The sequence below is a fragment of the Aeromonas fluvialis genome (genome assembly GCF_000819885.1).
GTDB classification, from domain to species: domain Bacteria; phylum Pseudomonadota; class Gammaproteobacteria; order Enterobacterales; family Aeromonadaceae; genus Aeromonas; species Aeromonas fluvialis.
In genome coordinates this window covers 70,274-87,498 of record NZ_CDBO01000059.1, presented here as the reverse complement: position 1 = coordinate 87,498, position 17,225 = coordinate 70,274, and the positions used below count along the sequence as shown (strand labels likewise).

General features: G+C 60.0%; 13 protein-coding genes and 1 pseudogene. 9 read left to right on the top strand and 5 right to left on the bottom strand.

The genetic code is table 11. From position 1 onward, the window contains the following. The first annotated feature begins 60 nt into the window (after window positions 1-60). Window positions 61-1,026 (top strand): lipoyl synthase, encoded by a 966-nt coding sequence (lipA, locus tag BN1125_RS13290; protein WP_042012797.1) that lies wholly within the window; start codon window positions 61-63, stop codon window positions 1,024-1,026. Window positions 1,027-1,130: 104 nt separating this feature from the next. Here lipA and BN1125_RS13285 read toward each other — a convergent pair whose 3' ends face one another. Next, window positions 1,131-1,694 (bottom strand): NUDIX domain-containing protein, encoded by a 564-nt coding sequence (locus BN1125_RS13285; protein ID WP_042012796.1) that lies wholly within the window; start codon window positions 1,692-1,694, stop codon window positions 1,131-1,133. Between the two features lie 7 nt (window positions 1,695-1,701). Beyond that, window positions 1,702-2,502: a DUF2989 domain-containing protein gene (locus tag BN1125_RS13280; protein WP_042012794.1), complete on the bottom strand. Its 801-nt coding sequence runs from the start codon at window positions 2,500-2,502 to the stop codon at window positions 1,702-1,704. Between the two features lie 310 nt (window positions 2,503-2,812). On the opposite strand from BN1125_RS13280, the pseudogene BN1125_RS13275 reads away from it, so the two are divergent. Together BN1125_RS13275 and BN1125_RS13270 are read left to right on the top strand one after the other, a co-directional pair. Further along, window positions 2,813-4,006 (top strand): annotated as a pseudogene (locus BN1125_RS13275) (glyceraldehyde-3-phosphate dehydrogenase). Further along, a complete protein-coding gene (locus BN1125_RS13270; protein ID WP_042012793.1) occupies window positions 3,987-4,280 on the top strand; it encodes a YeaC family protein in 294 nt (97 codons plus the stop codon). Before BN1125_RS13275 ends, BN1125_RS13270 begins: the two are co-directional and overlap by 20 nt. Window positions 4,281-4,440: 160 nt before the next feature. On the opposite strand, the gene ansA is transcribed toward BN1125_RS13270, so the two are convergent. Beyond that, on the bottom strand, window positions 4,441-5,448 hold the full coding sequence (gene ansA, locus BN1125_RS13265) for an asparaginase (RefSeq protein ID WP_042012792.1): 1,008 nt from the start codon (window positions 5,446-5,448) through the stop codon (window positions 4,441-4,443). 461 nt (window positions 5,449-5,909) lie between these two features. On the opposite strand from ansA, the gene gltS reads away from it, so the two are divergent. Continuing rightward, entirely contained in the window at window positions 5,910-7,109 is a 1,200-nt protein-coding gene (gene gltS, locus BN1125_RS13260; RefSeq protein WP_042012791.1) for a sodium/glutamate symporter, read from the top strand. A 249-nt stretch (window positions 7,110-7,358) separates the two neighbouring features. On the opposite strand, the gene BN1125_RS13255 is transcribed toward gltS, so the two are convergent. Beyond that, a complete protein-coding gene (locus BN1125_RS13255) occupies window positions 7,359-9,230 on the bottom strand; it encodes a methyl-accepting chemotaxis protein (protein ID WP_042012839.1) in 1,872 nt (623 codons plus the stop codon). Window positions 9,231-9,484: 254 nt separating this feature from the next. Here BN1125_RS13255 and prfB point away from each other — a divergent pair. From prfB to BN1125_RS13230, 5 genes are all read left to right on the top strand, one after another. Continuing rightward, window positions 9,485-10,583 (top strand): peptide chain release factor 2 gene (gene prfB / locus BN1125_RS13250; protein WP_156993346.1). Its coding sequence is split into 2 segments (ribosomal slippage): window positions 9,485-9,559 and window positions 9,561-10,583, totalling 1,098 coding nucleotides; the frame shifts between segments, so codons are not numbered across the junction. A 16-nt stretch (window positions 10,584-10,599) separates the two neighbouring features. Further along, entirely contained in the window at window positions 10,600-12,135 is a 1,536-nt protein-coding gene (lysS, locus tag BN1125_RS13245; RefSeq protein ID WP_042012790.1) for a lysine--tRNA ligase, read from the top strand. Between the two features lie 194 nt (window positions 12,136-12,329). Further along, entirely contained in the window at window positions 12,330-14,120 is a 1,791-nt protein-coding gene (locus BN1125_RS13240; protein ID WP_042012789.1) for an assimilatory sulfite reductase (NADPH) flavoprotein subunit, read from the top strand. After that, window positions 14,120-15,844 carry an assimilatory sulfite reductase (NADPH) hemoprotein subunit gene (cysI, locus tag BN1125_RS13235; protein WP_042012788.1) on the top strand — a complete coding sequence of 575 codons (1,725 nt, stop codon included), beginning with the start codon at window positions 14,120-14,122 and terminating at the stop codon, window positions 15,842-15,844. Before BN1125_RS13240 ends, cysI begins: the two co-directional genes overlap by 1 nt. Next, window positions 15,834-16,640 carry a phosphoadenylyl-sulfate reductase gene (locus tag BN1125_RS13230; protein WP_042012786.1) on the top strand — a complete coding sequence of 269 codons (807 nt, stop codon included), beginning with the start codon at window positions 15,834-15,836 and terminating at the stop codon, window positions 16,638-16,640. The genes cysI and BN1125_RS13230 overlap by 11 nt, the downstream gene beginning before the upstream one ends. A 79-nt stretch (window positions 16,641-16,719) precedes the next feature. Here BN1125_RS13230 and folA read toward each other — a convergent pair whose 3' ends face one another. Then, on the bottom strand, window positions 16,720-17,211 hold the full coding sequence (gene folA / locus BN1125_RS13225) for a type 3 dihydrofolate reductase (protein ID WP_041234339.1): 492 nt from the start codon (window positions 17,209-17,211) through the stop codon (window positions 16,720-16,722). Between the last annotated feature and the right edge of the window lie 14 nt (window positions 17,212-17,225).

Here is a 17,225-nt window from a genome sequence, read left to right as displayed (position 1 = left end):
GGGCATGAAAATGGCCCAAACGGCTATCAACCAGACAATAACAAACACCGAGAGTGAATCATGAGCAAACCCGTTCGTATGGAGCCGGGCGTCAAGCTGCGCGATGGCGACAAGATGGCCCTGATCCCGGTGAAATTCATGCCGGATCCCAACGAGGAAGTGCTGCGCAAGCCGGACTGGATGCGGATCAAGCTACCGCCGTCGAGCCAGAAGATCGAGCACATCAAGAGTACGCTGCGCAAGAACAAGCTGCACTCAGTGTGTGAAGAGGCCTCCTGCCCCAACCTGGCCGAGTGCTTCAACCACGGCACCGCCACCTTCATGATCATGGGCGCCATCTGCACCCGCCGCTGCCCCTTCTGCGATGTGGCCCACGGCCGCCCACTGGCCCTCGATCCGGAAGAGCCGAAGAAGCTGGCGCTGACCATCAAGGAGATGAACCTCAAGTATGTGGTGATCACCTCGGTGGATCGCGACGACCTGCGTGACGGCGGTGCCCAGCACTTCGCCGACTGCATCCGCGAGATCCGCGAGCACAGCCCGCAGACCCGCATCGAAATCCTGACCCCGGACTTCCGTGGCCGGATGGAGCAGGCGCTTGAGGTGTTCCGCGAAACGCCGCCGGATGTGTTCAACCACAACCTGGAAACCGCGCCGCGCATGTACCGTGTTGCCCGCCCCGGTGCCGACTACAAGTGGTCCCTTGAACTGCTGCGCCGGATCAAGGAGATGCACCCCCATGTACCGACCAAATCCGGTGTCATGATGGGCCTTGGCGAGACCAATGAAGAGATCGTTCAGGTACTCAAGGATCTGCGTGAGCACGGGGTCAACATGCTGACTCTGGGCCAGTATCTGCAACCGAGCCGCCACCACCTGCCGGTGAAGCGCTACGTGCCGCCAGCAGAGTTTGACGAGCTGAAAGAGATCGCCATGGAGCTGGGCTTTACCCACGCCGCCTGCGGCCCCTTCGTGCGCTCCTCCTACCATGCGGATCTGCAAGCCAAGGGCGAAGAGGTCAAATAACCTCGCACGACATAGTGGCCAAGTAACCGCCACCCTCGCAATAAAAAAGAGCGCCTATTGGCGCTCTTTTTGTTGGGATCCCTGACCGTTGTTGCATGATGCTCTCAGTTGCCGTGGTCGAAGATCCCCTGCCGATGCCAGCGTTGCAACTGAGCAAGCACCCGGGTCTCCCGCGCCGTCCACTGGGGACAGGGCCCGGCCAGCTGGGTCTTGTTGGTCTGCAGCGCCTCGTCGAGGGCAAACCAGCCGGGCACGAAGCCAAGGCGGATCTCGTAAGGCTGCGGCTGCGGGGGCACCAGCTGATCGCCAATCCGGCACAAGTAGTAGAGCGAGCGGATGCAGTAGGCATCAAACCCCGGCTCGCGGGCGGCGCGGTATTCCCGGGTCTCGCCAAGCAGGGCCCCTGCTTCAAGCAGCTCGGCACCGCACTCCTCCTTCAGCTCGCGGGCCAGCGCCACATGGTGGTTTTCCCCCGCTTCAACGCCGCCCCCAGGAAACATCAGATCGCCGTTAACCCGGGAGTTGACCAGCAGCAACTCGTCGCCACGAGGCACCACGGCACGCACAGTGAGTCGCTCCAGAGTACGGCCATCGGTACGTACCTCGCCATGAACGAAAGAGAGAGCGAACGGATTGGGCCAGCTGCTGGCCGGGGAGAGCATCGTCATCACTGCCTCAGGGCCGGTAGTTGCCATGTTTGAGCTGCTCGACAATTTCGGCAGCCCGAACATCGTAACCATCCTGCTCTGTCTTGCTCAGGGTGTGGTAGATGCCAAAACGCTTGGCTGAAACCTCGGGGCTATCCTGAAACGATTCGCTCACCTTGCCCCACAGATAGGCCAGCCCGTATTGTTTCTGGCCCATATAGAGGGTGCTGAGGGAGGTGAACATGCGGCTGTTCACCTTATCCCCCTCCTGATAGAGGGAGAGGCCGTGCTGCAGAGTGGCAATGGCCTTTTCGGGGTCGCTCTTGGCGTAAATGCCACCGAGCGCCAGTTGCAGCTCGGGTTCATCCAGCGCCTTGGTGCCTTCCAGCGCCACAAACTGCTGGCGAGCCAGCTCGTTGGTGTTGTTGGTCCAGTGCCAGAGCAGCAGGTAGGGGTCTTGCGAATTGCGGGTCGCCGCATCGAGCTGGGCCAACTGATCCCCAGCGGCCAGCATGCCCTCTACCCGTGGGCTCTTCTGCTCACGGGCCTTCTTGTATTCAATGCTGGTGGAGCGCTCGGCACACTTGAGATAGCCCTCAAGGTTGCGCATCAGCTCGAACTTGCGCCGATCCGTCCCCTCCTCCTTGAGATAGAAGCGACTGCGGATCACATCGGTACGCTCGTAGCGGCACCAGCCATCGTCCACCAGATCCTGGCAGAGCTCGGTATGGTTGCTGCAGATATTGTGGATCCTATCGTCATTGCAGCCAGCCACGGCAAGGCCGACTGAAAGCATGATGAAGGTCTGTCGCAGAGGGAAATTGGCCATGGTTCACATCTTGTTGGTAACGCGAATTGGTAATAACTGGCGCCACTGTTGGCCACCTAACACCAACAAGCAAGTTACACACCCATTACAATGCGCGCAATATAAGGCCGCGACTGCAGAATACTATAACGAAATATAGACCCCTACACTGATCTGCATTCGATGAATTTCTATTTGCCCCAACAACGTGAAATAAAGGATCTGGTCAATGCCCCACGAACACTACTTGCAGGCGTGGCAAGAAAGCCAGGCGCTCGCCGAAGCCATGCAACCGCTGATCGGTCGCCTCTACCGCTAACAGGGGGTCGAGATCAACCTCTACGGCCGCCCGCTGCAAAACGCCTCCACCATTGATATCCTCAAGGCCCATCGGGTCGTCCGCCGCCACCAGGGCGTCCCCCTCCCGATCCAGCAAAGCTTCCCCCTGCTCCAGGCCATCGTGGCCCTGTAACCCACCGCCGCCGAGATAGCTCTTGGCAAACTGGCGGTGGGCTACTGGCAGGATCATCAGGATAAGGCGGGCATCGACGACTACCTGCGTGCCATCGTGGTGCGCGGTGGTCGCGACGGGGATCTGGAGAAACGCACCAGCCTGCTGCGCCGCGACTCGGTGCTCGGTTCCTTCAACGGCTCCATCGAGGTGGATGTCGAGCGCAGCGCCATCATCGCCAACGGCACCTTCATTCAGGTGATCTACGCCAATAGCCCGGCCGATATCGACTACACCGCCTACGGTATTCACGATGCGCAGATCGTCGACAACACCGGGGTCTGGCGCGATGAGGCGGGCCTCTCCGAGCACCTGAAGGCGCGCGGTGCCGGCAAGGTGCTGCTGACCGCCCCCGGCAAGGGGGAAATGAAGAGCGTGGTGTTCGGGGTCAACCACGAGGTGAGCTCGCCGGAAGATCACATCATCTCCGCCGCCTCCTGCACCACCAATACCATCACCCCGGTGCTCAAGGTGATGCAGGACAAATACGGCATCCGCCACGGCCATGTAGAAACGGTGCACGCCTATACCAACGACCAGAACCTGATCGACAACTATCACAAGGACAAGCGGCACGGTCGCAGCGCGGCCCTCAACATGGTGATGACCAGTACCGGCAACGCCATCCGGGTGCCGACCCCCAATGTGTCGCTGGCCATCATCAACCTGTCGCTGGAGCAGACCACCGATCGGGAGAGCCTCAACGCCTATCTGCAACAGATGGCGCTGAGCTCGGCCCTGCATCGCCAGATCGACTTCAGCGCCAGTACCGAGCTGGTCTCCTCCGACATGGTGGGTTCCCGTTATGCGGGCATCGTCGACTCCCGGGCGACCATCGCCAAGGGGGAGCACTGCGTGCTCTATGTATGGTATGACAACGAGTTCGGGTACAGTTGTCAGGGAGTAAGGGTGATGGAGCAGATGGCTGGCGTAGTCCGCCAGGATCTGCCTGCCCAAGCCCGGGTTCATGGCTCAATTTTCAAGGAGAGGCCGGATGTCGTTTCAACAGGGTGAGTTTCTACAAGCAATCAAGCAGATGCCACAAGAGGTGTACGAGCGGCTCAAAACCGCTGTCGAGCTGGGCAAGTGGCCCGATGGCAAGCAGCTCACCGACGAGCAGAAGGCCACTTCACTGCAAGCCGTGATGGCCTGGCAGGCGATGCACCTCGACAACCCCGAGCATATGAACATCGGCCGCGACGGCGAGATCGTAATGAAGAGCAAGAGCGAGCTCAAGCGCCAGTACCATGACGAGGAAGAGATAGTCCGGATCGAGATCAGCCACTGAGGGCGACTTCAAGCATCGGAGTACCGCGACGAAGAAGAGAGTGCAGGCCGACCTCTGCCACTGAGGCGGGCCGAACATCACCCATCGCGGCGACGAAACGAAAGGAAAGAGGGGAGCCATCATGGCTCCCCTCTTGTTTATCCGTCCCTCACCTGTTTTATCAGGGCGTCAGCTCCCCACGTAGCGACTGCTGCATCAGCTCGCGAATACGGTGGGAGGGCAAGCCCTGACTCAGCAGGAAATGCAGCTTGGTGAGCGCCGCCTCGGCGGTCATGTCGAATCCCGAGATGACCCCGGCACGCGACAGGGCGTTACCGGTGGCATATCCCCCCATATTGACCTTGCCGTGGAGGCACTGGCTCAGGTTGACGATGATGACACCGCGGGCCGAGGCTTCGGAGAGCAGCGCCAGCATGGCCGGGTTCTGCGGCGCATTGCCCACCCCGAACGAGAGCAGGATCAGCGCCTTCACCGGCTGTTGCAGGATATTGGCGATCACCTCGGCCGAGATGCCGGGGTAGAGGGTCACCACGCCGATGGGCTGGGGGGTGATGTCGTGCAGCACCAGCGGCCGATCGGAGGGCTCACCCAGCTCGCCCGCCTCCAGGGAGATGGCGATACCGGCGTTGAGCAGCGGCGGGTAGTTCGGCGAATCGAAGGCGTGGAAGCCGTCCGCATGCACCTTCTTGCTGCGGTTGCCGCGATAGAGCTGGTTGTTGAAAAACAGCGTCACTTCGTGGATCGGGTAGTTGGCCGCGATATAGAGGGCGTTGAGCAGATTCTGCTGACCGTCGGAGCGCAGCTCGGCGAGCGGGATCTGGGAGCCTGTGATAATGACCGGCTTGTGCAGCTCTTCCAGCATGAAAGAGAGCGCCGAAGCGGTGAACGACATGGTGTCGGTGCCGTGCAGAATGACGAAACCGTCGTATTTCTCGTAGTTGTCGCGAATATCCTCGGCGATGCGCTGCCAATCCGCCGGGGTCATGTCGGAGGAATCGATGAGGGGCGCATATTCATGGATATGGTAATCCGGCATCTCGGGGCGGTGGAATTCGGGCATCCGCGCCAAACAGTCTTCCATAAAGCCCGCCATCGGCACGTAGCCGTGATCGGAACGCTGCATCCCTATGGTGCCACCTGTGTAGGCAATGTAGATAGACTTCTTCACACCCTCTCCTCTTGATGAAGTGAACACCGCCGGAACATGAGCCATGTCGGGGTGAACCACAAAGTCAACACCCGCCAGCGCCTCTGCGTGCAGCGGAAACCGGCGGATTATAGAGACTGGTGCCCCAAATGACAGCCGTTCCCTCGCGGTTATGACGCATAAATCACAGAGAGAAAGGTAGTGTTAAACACCACAATAATGCACAGACAAGGCTATAAATCTGACAAATATGGATATAATCGGTGTTTTTTGCTATTATCCGCTCGATTTTTCATAAATCTCATCTGGATGCCTGAGCATGTCAGGCCCACACAAGCCCCATTTTTTCTGGGGCGGGGAGATGTTTCCCCTTCTTTGTTGGCGCATGAGCCACACTGTTTTCATCCCGGCTGAATCTGTAACTCTTTCGCTATGAAAGACACAGCCAATCAACATGGGAGTACCTAACATGGGAGTGCTTAATGTTACAACTTGATTCCTACGCAACGTTGGTCGCGGCTACGCTGGTATTGCTGCTTGGCCGGGTGCTGGTAACTCGGGTCGGGCTGCTGCGCACCTTCAACATCCCCAAACCGGTTGCCGGCGGCCTGGTGGTCGCCCTGATGCTGCTGTTGCTGCGCTCCACCCTGCAGATGGAGTTGCAATTCGACACCCGCCTGCAAACCCCGCTGATGCTGGCCTTCTTCGCCTCCATCGGTCTCTCCGCCGATCTGGGCAGCCTGAAACGCGGCGGCAAGGCGGTGCTCACCTTCCTGATGGTGGTCACCGGCCTGCTGCTGGTGCAAAACAGCCTGGGGGTCGGTCTGGCCACTCTGCTCGGTCTGGATCCCCACATGGGGCTGCTGGCCGGCTCCATCACCCTCTCCGGCGGCCATGGCACCGGAGCGGCCTGGAGTGCTACCTTCTCCGACAAGTACGGGGTGCAATCTGCCGCTGAACTCGCCATCGCCTGCGCCACCTTCGGTCTGGTGCTGGGAGGCCTGATCGGTGGGCCGGTGGCCCGCTATCTGGTGAAGAAGGTGCAGGTGCCGGGCGAAGAGCACAACCGGGATGACGCGCCGCAAGGTTTCGAAATGCCCGACATGGAGCGTCCCCTCACCCCATTCAGCGTGATCGAGACACTGGCGTTGATCGCCATCAGCCTGAAAGGGGGCGAGCTGCTCTCCGCCTACCTCAAGGGGGGCGCCTTCGAGCTGCCAATCTTTGTCTGCGTGCTGTTTGTCGGCGTGCTGCTGCGCAACCTGCTGACCCTGCTGAACTGGCATGAAGTGAGCGACCGCGAGGTCTCCCTGCTCGGCAACGTCAGCCTGTCGCTGTTTCTGGCGATGGCGCTGATGAGCCTGAAATTGTGGGATCTGGCCAGCCTGGCGCTGCCCATCTTCATCCTGCTGGCGGCCCAGACGGTGGCCATGGCGCTCTATGCCGTCTTTGTCACCTTCCGGGTCATGGGCAAAAATTACGACGCGGCCGTGCTGGCGGCGGGTCACTGCGGCTTTGGTCTGGGGGCCACCCCCACCGCCATTGCCAACATGCAGGCGGTCACCCTGCGCTTTGGCCCCTCTCACCTGGCGTTTCTGGTGGTGCCCATGGTGGGCGCCTTCTTCATCGATATCATCAACGCCATGGTGATCAAGCTGTTTATGGCGCTGCCCTTCCTGTAATTCCTTTCCCGTCAGACGTATATGATTAGAGCCCAACCTTTCGGTGGGCTCTTTGTTTTGGCGCGACTGTGCTTGAAGACATGACCTGGCACAGGGTTGTCACCACGCCAGATATGCTGTCACCTGGCCTATCGGCGTCAAGCACGGGCTCAACTTTCTCTGCTTCCTCAACCCGAGTTGCCACGACAGCGACAATAAAAAGCCCCGCGTTCATCGATCGCGGGGCCCGGTTGCAGCAGGTCTGCCTGATTACAGGATAAAGGTCGCCACCTGCTGGTTCAGGTCGGTAGCCCGTCCCTTGAGTCCGGCTGCCTGATCCAGATCGCGCATGGCTGCGGCGGTGATCTCGTCACTCACATCCTTGATGGCGGTGGTGTTCTGGGTGATCTCGCCAGTCACCTGGGTCTGCTCCTCGGCTGCGGTGGCGATCTGACCCGCCATATCGGAGATGAGGCTGACCGCCTGGGTGATCTCTTCGAGCGCGGCAGCGGCGGCATCGGCATCCTGCACGCTGTTGTCCGCCAGACCCTGACTGGTCTGCATCAGGCTCACCGCGCGGGCAGTGGTCTGCTGAAGGGTCTCGATGGTGGACTGGATCTGCTGGGTGGAGTCCTGGGTACGGCGCGACAGCACCCGCACCTCGTCCGCGACCACGGCAAAACCACGACCCTGCTCACCGGCACGGGCCGCTTCGATGGCCGCGTTCAGCGCCAGCAGGTTGGTCTGCTCGGCAATCCCCTGAATGGTGGAGAGGATACTGGTGATAGCCTGCGCGTGGCGGCTAAGCTCGCCAATCACCTCGGTCGCCTGCCCCACCTCTTCAGCCAGACCATTGATGGACTGGCGGGTCTTGTTGACCAGCATCTTGCCCTGTTCACTGCTCTGGGCTGATTGCTGGGCGGCGGCGGCGGTGTTCTCGGCGTTGCCGGCGATCTCCATGGTGGCACTCGCCATCTCGGTGACCGCCGTGGCGACCATGGTCACCTCCTGCTGCTGACGCTGCAGCTCGTCCACCGCGGCCTGGTTGGTCACCAGACTGCGCTCGGCATCGGCGTTCAGCTCGTTGGCCAGCTGGCGGATATTGCCGATCAGCTGATGCTGGCTGCCGACGAAACGGTTGAAGCTGTTGGCCAGTTGGCCCACCTCGTCGTTGGCGTCGATCTTGATGCGCTGGGTCAGATCGCCGTTACCATCGGCAATACGAGCCAGCGCCTGGGAGACCTTGGTGAGCGGGCCAAGCAGCATGCTGACCAGCCAGGAGATAGCGAGGATGCTACCTACCAGCACCAGCAGCGCCATCCCCAGCTGGGTCATCAGCAGGGAGGAAAGCGATGCTTCCAGCGCGGCCTTGTCCAGTACCAGCACCAGATCCCAGTCGGTATCCGGAATGTCGACCGCCCACAGAAGCTTGTCGCGACCTTCGCTGTCAAAGTAGGCCGGAACCAAATCCTTACTCGACTTGCTCTGCTCGATCAGCGCATTGGTCAGATCGTTGTCGATCTCGCTGGCCGGTTTCATCGCCTTGGCGGCATCCTTGTAGGCGATGATGGTGCCATCCTTGTGCATCATGATGGCGAAACCGTCGGCAGGCAGTTGCATCTTGGTCACGTCTTCCACCATTGCATTGATAGCGAGATCGCCGCCAACAACACCACCACTGACCGGGGTTGCAATGGTAAGAATGGTACCTTCACTCGCGACACCAAGGTAAGGCTTAGTGGTAATCATTGCTCCCTTGCTCATGGCTTCCTGATACCAAGGGCGGGATCTCGGGTCGTAATTGGAACGGTCGATCGCAGGATTGGAGTCATTCATCTTGCCGTTGCTCTCACCGAAATAGGTGAGCTGGAAACGGCCTGAGACTTGTGCCTGTTGCAAGGCATTGAGGGGGTCGGCACCGGCCTTGTTGCCGAGCGCCTGAATAACGTCACGACGGGCTGCGAGCCAGTCGCTGATACGCTCGGCCTGCTGATTGCCCAGCCGCTGCAACTGCTCCTGGCTACCTTGCAGCAACAGACTCTTTTGGCTGCTATAGCTCTGCCAGGAGAGCAACAAGATCACCAGCGAGAGGGCGATCACCACTGATAACAGTATCTTCTGCTTGAGTGACAGGTTTTTCATCATGTGTTCTTCTTATTGAGGTGAGGAGCGGGTTTTCCCTAAAAGTGCACAACACTACGTAGTCATTAGCGACCCAAATAGCCAAAACTGAACCCGAAAATGGGTCGGCGGGCGATATTTTCTACCGAGGTGGAGAAAAGTGCACCAGAAATCGACCGCATAAGCCGCACAGGCCAAGGCAACCCTGTTTATTCCTTCCGCAATTGGCTAGAATATCCCGTTTTTAAGTCACATCGACCCTGAGAGTTTTCACGATGTTCGAAGTTAATCCCGTATTAAATAAACTTAAGGAGCTGTCTGAGCGGACCGAGCTTCTTAGGGGGTACCTTTGACTATGACGCCAAGAAAGAGCGTCTAGAAGAGGTCAACGCCGAGCTGGAGCAGCCGGATGTCTGGAATGAACCCGAGCGCGCACAGGCGCTGGGCAAGGAGCGCGTGGCGCTGGAAAACGTGGTCGGCACCATCGACACCCTGACCCAGGGCGTGGATGACGTCGAGATGCTGGTGAGCCTGGCGGTGGAAGGGGAAGACGAAGAGACCTTCAACGAGGCCATCGTCGAATCCGAGCAGCTGGAAGCCAAGCTGGTAGATCTCGAGTTCCGCCGCATGTTCTCCGGCCAGCACGACGGCTCCGACTGCTATATCGATATCCAGTCCGGCTCCGGTGGTACCGAAGCACAGGATTGGGCCAACATGGTGCTGCGCATGTACCTGCGCTGGGGCGATGCCCACGGCTACAAGCCCGAGCTGATTGAATGCTCCGAAGGCGACGTGGCCGGTATCAAATCCGCCACCATCAAGTTCACCGGCGAATATGCGTTTGGCTGGCTGCGCACCGAAACCGGCGTACACCGTCTGGTGCGCAAGTCCCCGTTCGATTCTGGTGGCCGCCGTCACACCTCGTTCTGCTCCGTGTTCGTCTACCCCGAGATCGACGACGATATCGATATCGAGATCAACCCGGCGGATCTGCGGATCGACGTCTATCGCGCCTCCGGTGCCGGTGGTCAGCACGTTAACCGAACCGAATCTGCGGTGCGTATTACCCACGTGCCGACCGGTGTCGTGGTACAGTGCCAGAACGACCGTTCCCAGCACAAAAACAAAGACCAGTGTATGAAGCAGCTGAAAGCCAAGCTCTACGAGCTGGAAATTCAGAAGCAGAACGCTGAGAAACAAGCCCTGGAAGAGACCAAGTCCGATATCGGTTGGGGCAGCCAGATCCGTTCCTATGTGCTGGATGACTCCCGTATCAAGGATCTGCGTACCGGCGTCGAAACCCGTAATACCCAATCGGTGCTCGACGGTGACTTGGACAAGTTTATCGAAGCCAGCCTGAAATCAGGTCTGTAAACAAGCAGGAATCACCATGTCTGAACAAACCATCACTCCGGAAGTCGACCATTCACTCGAACTCAACAACGAGATGACCGAGCGTCGTTCCAAGCTGGCCGCCCTGCGCGCCCAGGGTAATCCTTTCCCCAACGACTTCCGTCGCGACAGCCTCTCCGGCGATCTGCACGCCGCGTTTGACGACAAGAGCGCCGAGGAGCTGACGAGCCTGGGTAAACGGGTGAAGATTGCCGGTCGCATCATGACCCGCCGGATCATGGGTAAGGCTTCTTTCGCCACCCTGCAGGACATGGCTGGCAAGATCCAGGTCTACGTCACCCGTGACGACCTGCCGGAAGGTTTCTACAACGAGCAGTTCAAGAAGTGGGATCTGGGCGACATCGTGGGTGTCGAAGGTACCCTGTTCAAGACCCAGACCGGTGAGCTCTCCGTTCACGTTTCCGATATCCGCCTGCTGACCAAGGCGCTGCGTCCGCTGCCCGAGAAGCACAAAGGCCTGACCGACCAGGAAGCTCGCTGCCGCCAGCGCTACCTGGATCTGATCGCCAACGACGAGTCCCGCAAGACCTTCGTGATCCGCACCAAAGTGGTTTCAGGCATCCGCAAGTTCTTCAACGACAAACAATTCATGGAAGTGGAAACCCCGATGATGCAAGTCATCCCGGGTGGCGCCTCTGCCCGTCCGTTCGTCACTCACCACAATGCGCTGGACATCGACATGTACCTGCGTATCGCCCCGGAGCTTTACCTGAAGCGTCTGGTGGTAGGTGGTTTCGAACGTGTCTACGAGATCAACCGCAACTTCCGTAACGAAGGTATCTCGGTGCGTCACAACCCCGAGTTCACCATGATCGAGTTCTACATGGCTTACGCCGACTATATCGATCTGATGGACCTGACCGAAGAGCTGCTGCGCACCCTGGCGCAGGACATTCTGGGCGATACCCGGATCCGTTATGCCAAAGAGGGCGAAGAGGGCCTGACCATCGATTTTGGTCAGCCATTCCAGCGTCTCACTATGGTGGACTCCATCCTGAAGTACGCCGAAGGCGTCACTCTGGAAGATCTGGCTACGCTGGAGAGCGCCAAGGCTGTTGCCAAGCGCCTGCACATCGAGCTGATGAAGGGCTGGGAGCTGGGCCATGTGATCACCGCGATCTTCGAAGAGACCGTAGAGCACATGCTGCTGCAACCGACCTTCATCACCGAGTACCCGGCTGCTGTTTCTCCGCTGGCCCGTCGCAACGACGTGAACCCGGACGTCACCGACCGCTTCGAATTCTTCATCGGTGGCCGCGAGCTGGCCAACGGCTTCTCCGAGCTGAACGATGCGGAAGATCAGGCCAAACGCTTCCAGGATCAGGTTGACCAGAAAGCCGCTGGCGACGACGAAGCCATGTTCTACGACGCCGACTTCGTGACCGCGCTGGAACACGGCCTGCCGCCGACTGCCGGTCAGGGTATCGGTATCGACCGTCTGGTCATGCTGTTCACCAACAGCCACACCATCCGCGACGTGATCCTGTTCCCGGCGCTGCGCCCGCAGAAATAAGCTGTCACCGTCAGGCTTGTACTGACAGTCCGACACAAACAAAACGCCCCGCAACTGCGGGGCGTTTTTTATCCCATTTGCCGCACCACCCCTCCTAAATGCAATAATGGAATAAGGGCTATATTTTTATTCTTTGTTGTTAGCCAACACGCCCTTTAATCTGGCCAAAAATCAGACCATGGAAGACGCGTGTGATGCAATTGAAGGACTCCCCATTCAACCTCTCCCCCCTCTCTGACGAGCAGCAACGTCAGCTGGGTCAGGTACTCTCGACCCTCAATACCCAGCAACTGGCCTGGGTGAGCGGATATCTCTACGGCCTCTCCCAGAGCGGTCACCAGAGCGTTGCCGCCAGCGCCGCCGTGGCTGCGCCCAGTGGCAGCCTGACCATTCTCTACGGCTCCCAGACCGGCAACGCCAAAGGTGTCGCCAGTACCATCAAGGCGCAAGCCGAGGCCCGTGGCCTACCCGCCACCCTCGCGTCGATGGCCGACTACAAGCCCAAGCAGCTGAAGAAAGAGAGCCACCTGCTGGTGGTAGTAAGCACTTACGGGGAGGGTGAACCGCCGGAGAGCGCCGTCGATCTGTTCGAGCAGCTTAAAAAAGGCAAGATTGGCAAGCTGGACGGGCTCAAGTTCGCGGTGCTGGGACTGGGTGACAGCTCCTACGAATTTTTCTGCCAGACCGGCAAAGATTTTGACAACTTCCTCGCCAAAGCAGGGGCCGAGCGCATTCATGAACTCGCCAGTCTCGATGTGGATTATCAGGATGCCGCCAAGGCGTGGAGCGAACAGGCACTCAACGCCATCACCGCCACCCTCTCCGCCGATGCGGCCAGCAGCAGCGTGGCAAGCGCGGTGCAGCAGGCGGTTGGCCACAGCCAGTACAGCAAGGAGAATCCCTTCCCTGCCCGCCTGTCGGTCAATCAGAAGATCACCGGCCGCGACTCCACCAAGGATATTCGCCATATCGAGATCAGCCTCGAGTCCTCTGGACTCGCCTATCAGCCGGGGGATGCCCTCGGTGTCTGGTTCGACAACGACGCCGCACTGGTTAATGAAGTGCTGGCCCTGACCGGCCTCTCCGGCGATGAAGCCACGGCTCACGCCACCTTGCGCGCCGCACTGACCAGTCACTTCGAACTGACCCGGCTGCACGGCGGCTTTATCACCGGACTCGCTGACATATCGGACAACGCGGCGCTGAAAGATCTGGCGGGCGACAAGGCCCAGATCAACGCCATGGTGGCCAGCGCCCAGGTGGTGGATGTACTGAAACGCTTCCCGACCATACTCACGGCCGAGCAGTTGATCAGCCTGTTGCGTCCCCTCACCCCGCGCCTCTACTCCATCGCCTCTGCCCAGAGCGAGGTGGAAGAGGAGGTACACCTGACCGTCGGGGTGGTGCGCTACCCACAGGAAGATGGCACAGTGCGCAGCGGCGCCGCCTCCTCCTATCTGACGGATCGGCTGGCTGAAGATGCCGAGGTGCGGGTATTCGTCGAGCACAACGACAACTTCCGCCTGCCCACCAATCCCGACACCCCCGTCATCATGGTGGGGCCAGGTACCGGCATCGCCCCGTTCCGCGCCTTTATGCAAGAGCGGGAAGCTCAGGGCGCGGAAGGCAAGAACTGGCTCTTCTTCGGCAATCCCCACTTTACCCAGGACTTCCTCTATCAAGTGGAGTGGCAGCGTTATGTGAAATCGGGGCTGCTGTCGAAGATCTCCCTGGCCTTCAGCCGGGATCAGGCCAACAAGATTTATGTGCAGGACCGCCTGCGCGAGGCAGGGCTTGAGCTCTACCAGTGGCTGGAAGCAGGCGCTCACTTCTATGTGTGTGGCGACGCCAACAAGATGGCCAAGGATGTGCAGGAAGCGCTGCTGGATGTGATTAGCGATCACGGCCACAAGAGCCGTGAGGAAGCAGAAGAGTATTTGAGCGAATTGCGTCGTGCCAAACGTTATCAAAGGGATGTCTATTGATGAGCAAACAACCTCTTTCTCACCCAAAAGCGGGACCGGTCGAAGGGCCGCTGGCCGACAACGAGCGCTTAAAGCGCGAGAGCAACTTTCTGCGCGGCACCATAGAGCAGGATCTGCAGGACCCGCTCACCGGCGGCTTCAACGGCGACAACTTCCAGCTGATCCGCTTTCACGGCATGTACCAGCAGGATGACCGCGACATCCGCCCCGAGCGCACCGCCCAGAAGCTGGAGCCGCTGCACAATGTCATGCTGCGCGCCCGCCTGCCGGGGGGGATCATCACCCCGGCCCAGTGGCAGATCATCGACCAGTTCGCCGAAGAGCACAGCCTCTATGGCAGCATCCGCCTGACCACCCGCCAGACCTTCCAGTTTCATGGGGTGTTGAAGCGCGACATCAAGCTGATGCACCAGACCCTCAACAGCACCGGCATCGACTCCATCGCCACCGCCGGCGACGTGAACCGCAACGTGCTCTGCACCAGCAACCCGGTGGAGTCCGAGCTGCATCAGGAGGCCTACGAGTGGGCCAAGCAGATCTCTGAACATCTGCTACCCAAGACCCGCGCCTACGTGGAGATCTGGCTGGATGGCGAGAAGCTGGGGGATGACGAGGAGCCGATCCTGGGCTCCAACTACCTGCCGCGCAAATTCAAGACTACCGTGGTGATCCCGCCTCACAACGACGTAGATATCCACGCCAACGATCTCAACTTCGTGGCCATTGCCGAGCACGGCAAGCTGGTAGGCTTCAACGTGCTGGTGGGCGGTGGGCTCGCCATGACCCACGGCGATACCAGCACCTACCCGCGCAAGGCGAGCGACTTTGGCTTTATTCCGCTCTCCCACGTGCTGGAGGTGGCGGCCGCCGTAGTCAGCACCCAGCGCGACTGGGGCAACCGGGTCAACCGCAAGAACGCCAAGACCAAGTACACCCTCGAGCGCGTCGGCGTCGAAGCCTTCAAGGCCGAGGTGGAGAGCCGCGCCGGTATCCCGTTCGGGCCTGTTCGCCCCTATGAGTTCACCAGCCGTGGCGATCGCTTCGGTTGGGTCGAGGGGATCGACGGCAAGCACCACCTCACCCTGTTTATCGAGAATGGCCGCCTGCTGGACTTCCCGGGCAAGCCGCTCAAAACCGGCATGCTGGAGATCGCCAAGGTGCATCAGGGGGATTTTCGCCTGACCGCCAACCAGAACCTGATCATCGCAGGGGTGCCTGTCAGTGAGAAAGCCCGCATCGAAGGACTGGCGCGCCAATACGGCCTGCTGGATGACGGTGTGAGCGAGCAGCGCAAGCAGTCCATGGCCTGTGTGGCACTACCTACCTGCCCGCTGGCGATGGCCGAGGCCGAACGTATGCTGCCGGCCTTCGTCACCGACATCGAAGGGTTGCTGGCCAAACACGCGCTGGCTAATGACGCCATCATCTTCCGGGTCACCGGCTGCCCCAACGGCTGTGGCCGCGCCATGCTGGCGGAGGTAGGACTGGTGGGCAAGGCGCCGGGTCGCTACAACCTCCATCTGGGGGGGAACCTGGAGGGCACCCGCATTCCACGCCTCTATCAGGAGAACATCACCGAGCCGCAGATCCTGGCCGAGCTGGATACCCTGATCGGTCGCTGGGCCAGCGAGCGCAACGGGGGCGAGTGCTTCGGCGATTTCGTCATTCGCACCGGCGTTATAGCCCCGGTCATCGACTCCGCGAGGGACTTCTATGCAGCCTGAACAGACTGATACCGAACTGCTGGCGCGCACCGCCGATGGTCGGCTCGACCTCGACGCCCTGCTCGCCTTAAGCCGGGAGGAGCAGGTCGAGGCGCTGGCCCCCCTCAACCGGGAGCTGGATACCATGAGCGCCCCCGAGCGGGTGCGTTGGGCACTGGCCAACCTGCCGGGGGAGCACGTGCTATCGTCGAGCTTCGGCATTCAGGCGGCGCTGATGCTCCATCTGGTCAGTCGCGAGCAGGCCGACGTGCCCGTGGTGCTCACCGATACCGGCTATCTCTTCCCCGAGACGTATCGCTTTATTGACGAGCTGACCGAGCGCCTCGGGCTTAACCTCAAGGTCTATCGGGCCGCACTAAGCCCGGCCTGGCAGGAGGCCCGCTTCGGCCTCTTGTGGGAGCAGGGGGTAGAGGGGATCTCCCGCTACAACCAGCTCAACAAGGTGGAGCCAATGGACCGCGCTCTGAACGAGCTCGGCGCCCGCACCTGGTTCTCGGGCCTGCGCCGGGAGCAATCAGGCAGCCGGGGCAAGCTGCCGGTGCTGGCCATCCAGCGCGGCCGCTTCAAGTTCCTGCCGGTGATCGACTGGAGCAACAAAGATGTCTTTTACTACTTCAAGGAGTTCGACCTCCCCTACCACCCGCTGTGGGAGCAGGGCTATCTCTCGGTGGGCGATGTCCACACCACCACCAAGTGGGAGCCGGGCATGAGCGAGGAGCAGACCCGCTTCTTCGGCCTCAAGCGCGAATGCGGCCTGCACGAGGAGAATGGCGAGAGCGACGGTTCAGGCATCTAATTCCATCTTGAAAAACCGACAGAACAACAAGGGCATCCGAAGATGCCCTTGTTGTTATTTGCCCATTGGCATTCGTCCGTCAGCGGCGCTGCCAGGTCTCGAAGCTATAAGGGTGCGGGTTCTTTTCATCGGCAGGGTGGCTCTCGCAATCAACGCGTTGCCACTGACCATCGTCAAAAGCGGGGAAACGGGTATCACCCTCCACCGCCAGATCGATGCGGGTCAGGTAGAGACAATCCGCGCTCGGCAACATCTCGGCATAGAGATGACCACCACCGATCACCATCAACTCCTCCACCGAGCTACCTGCCAACAGAGCCAGCGCCGCCTCGACGGAGCCCACCACCTCAATGCCCTCGGCCTGATAGTCGGGATTGCGGCTGATCACCAGATTGCGCCGTCCGGGCAGCGGTCGTCCGATGGATTCGAAGGTTTTGCGCCCCATCAATACCGGTTTACCGAGGGTGACACGCTTGAAGTGGGCCAAGTCAGCAGGCATATGCCAAGGCATCAGGTTATTCTTGCCGATCACCTGCTTTTTCGCGAGGGCAGCAATCATAGAAATCTTCACGGTATCAGTATCTC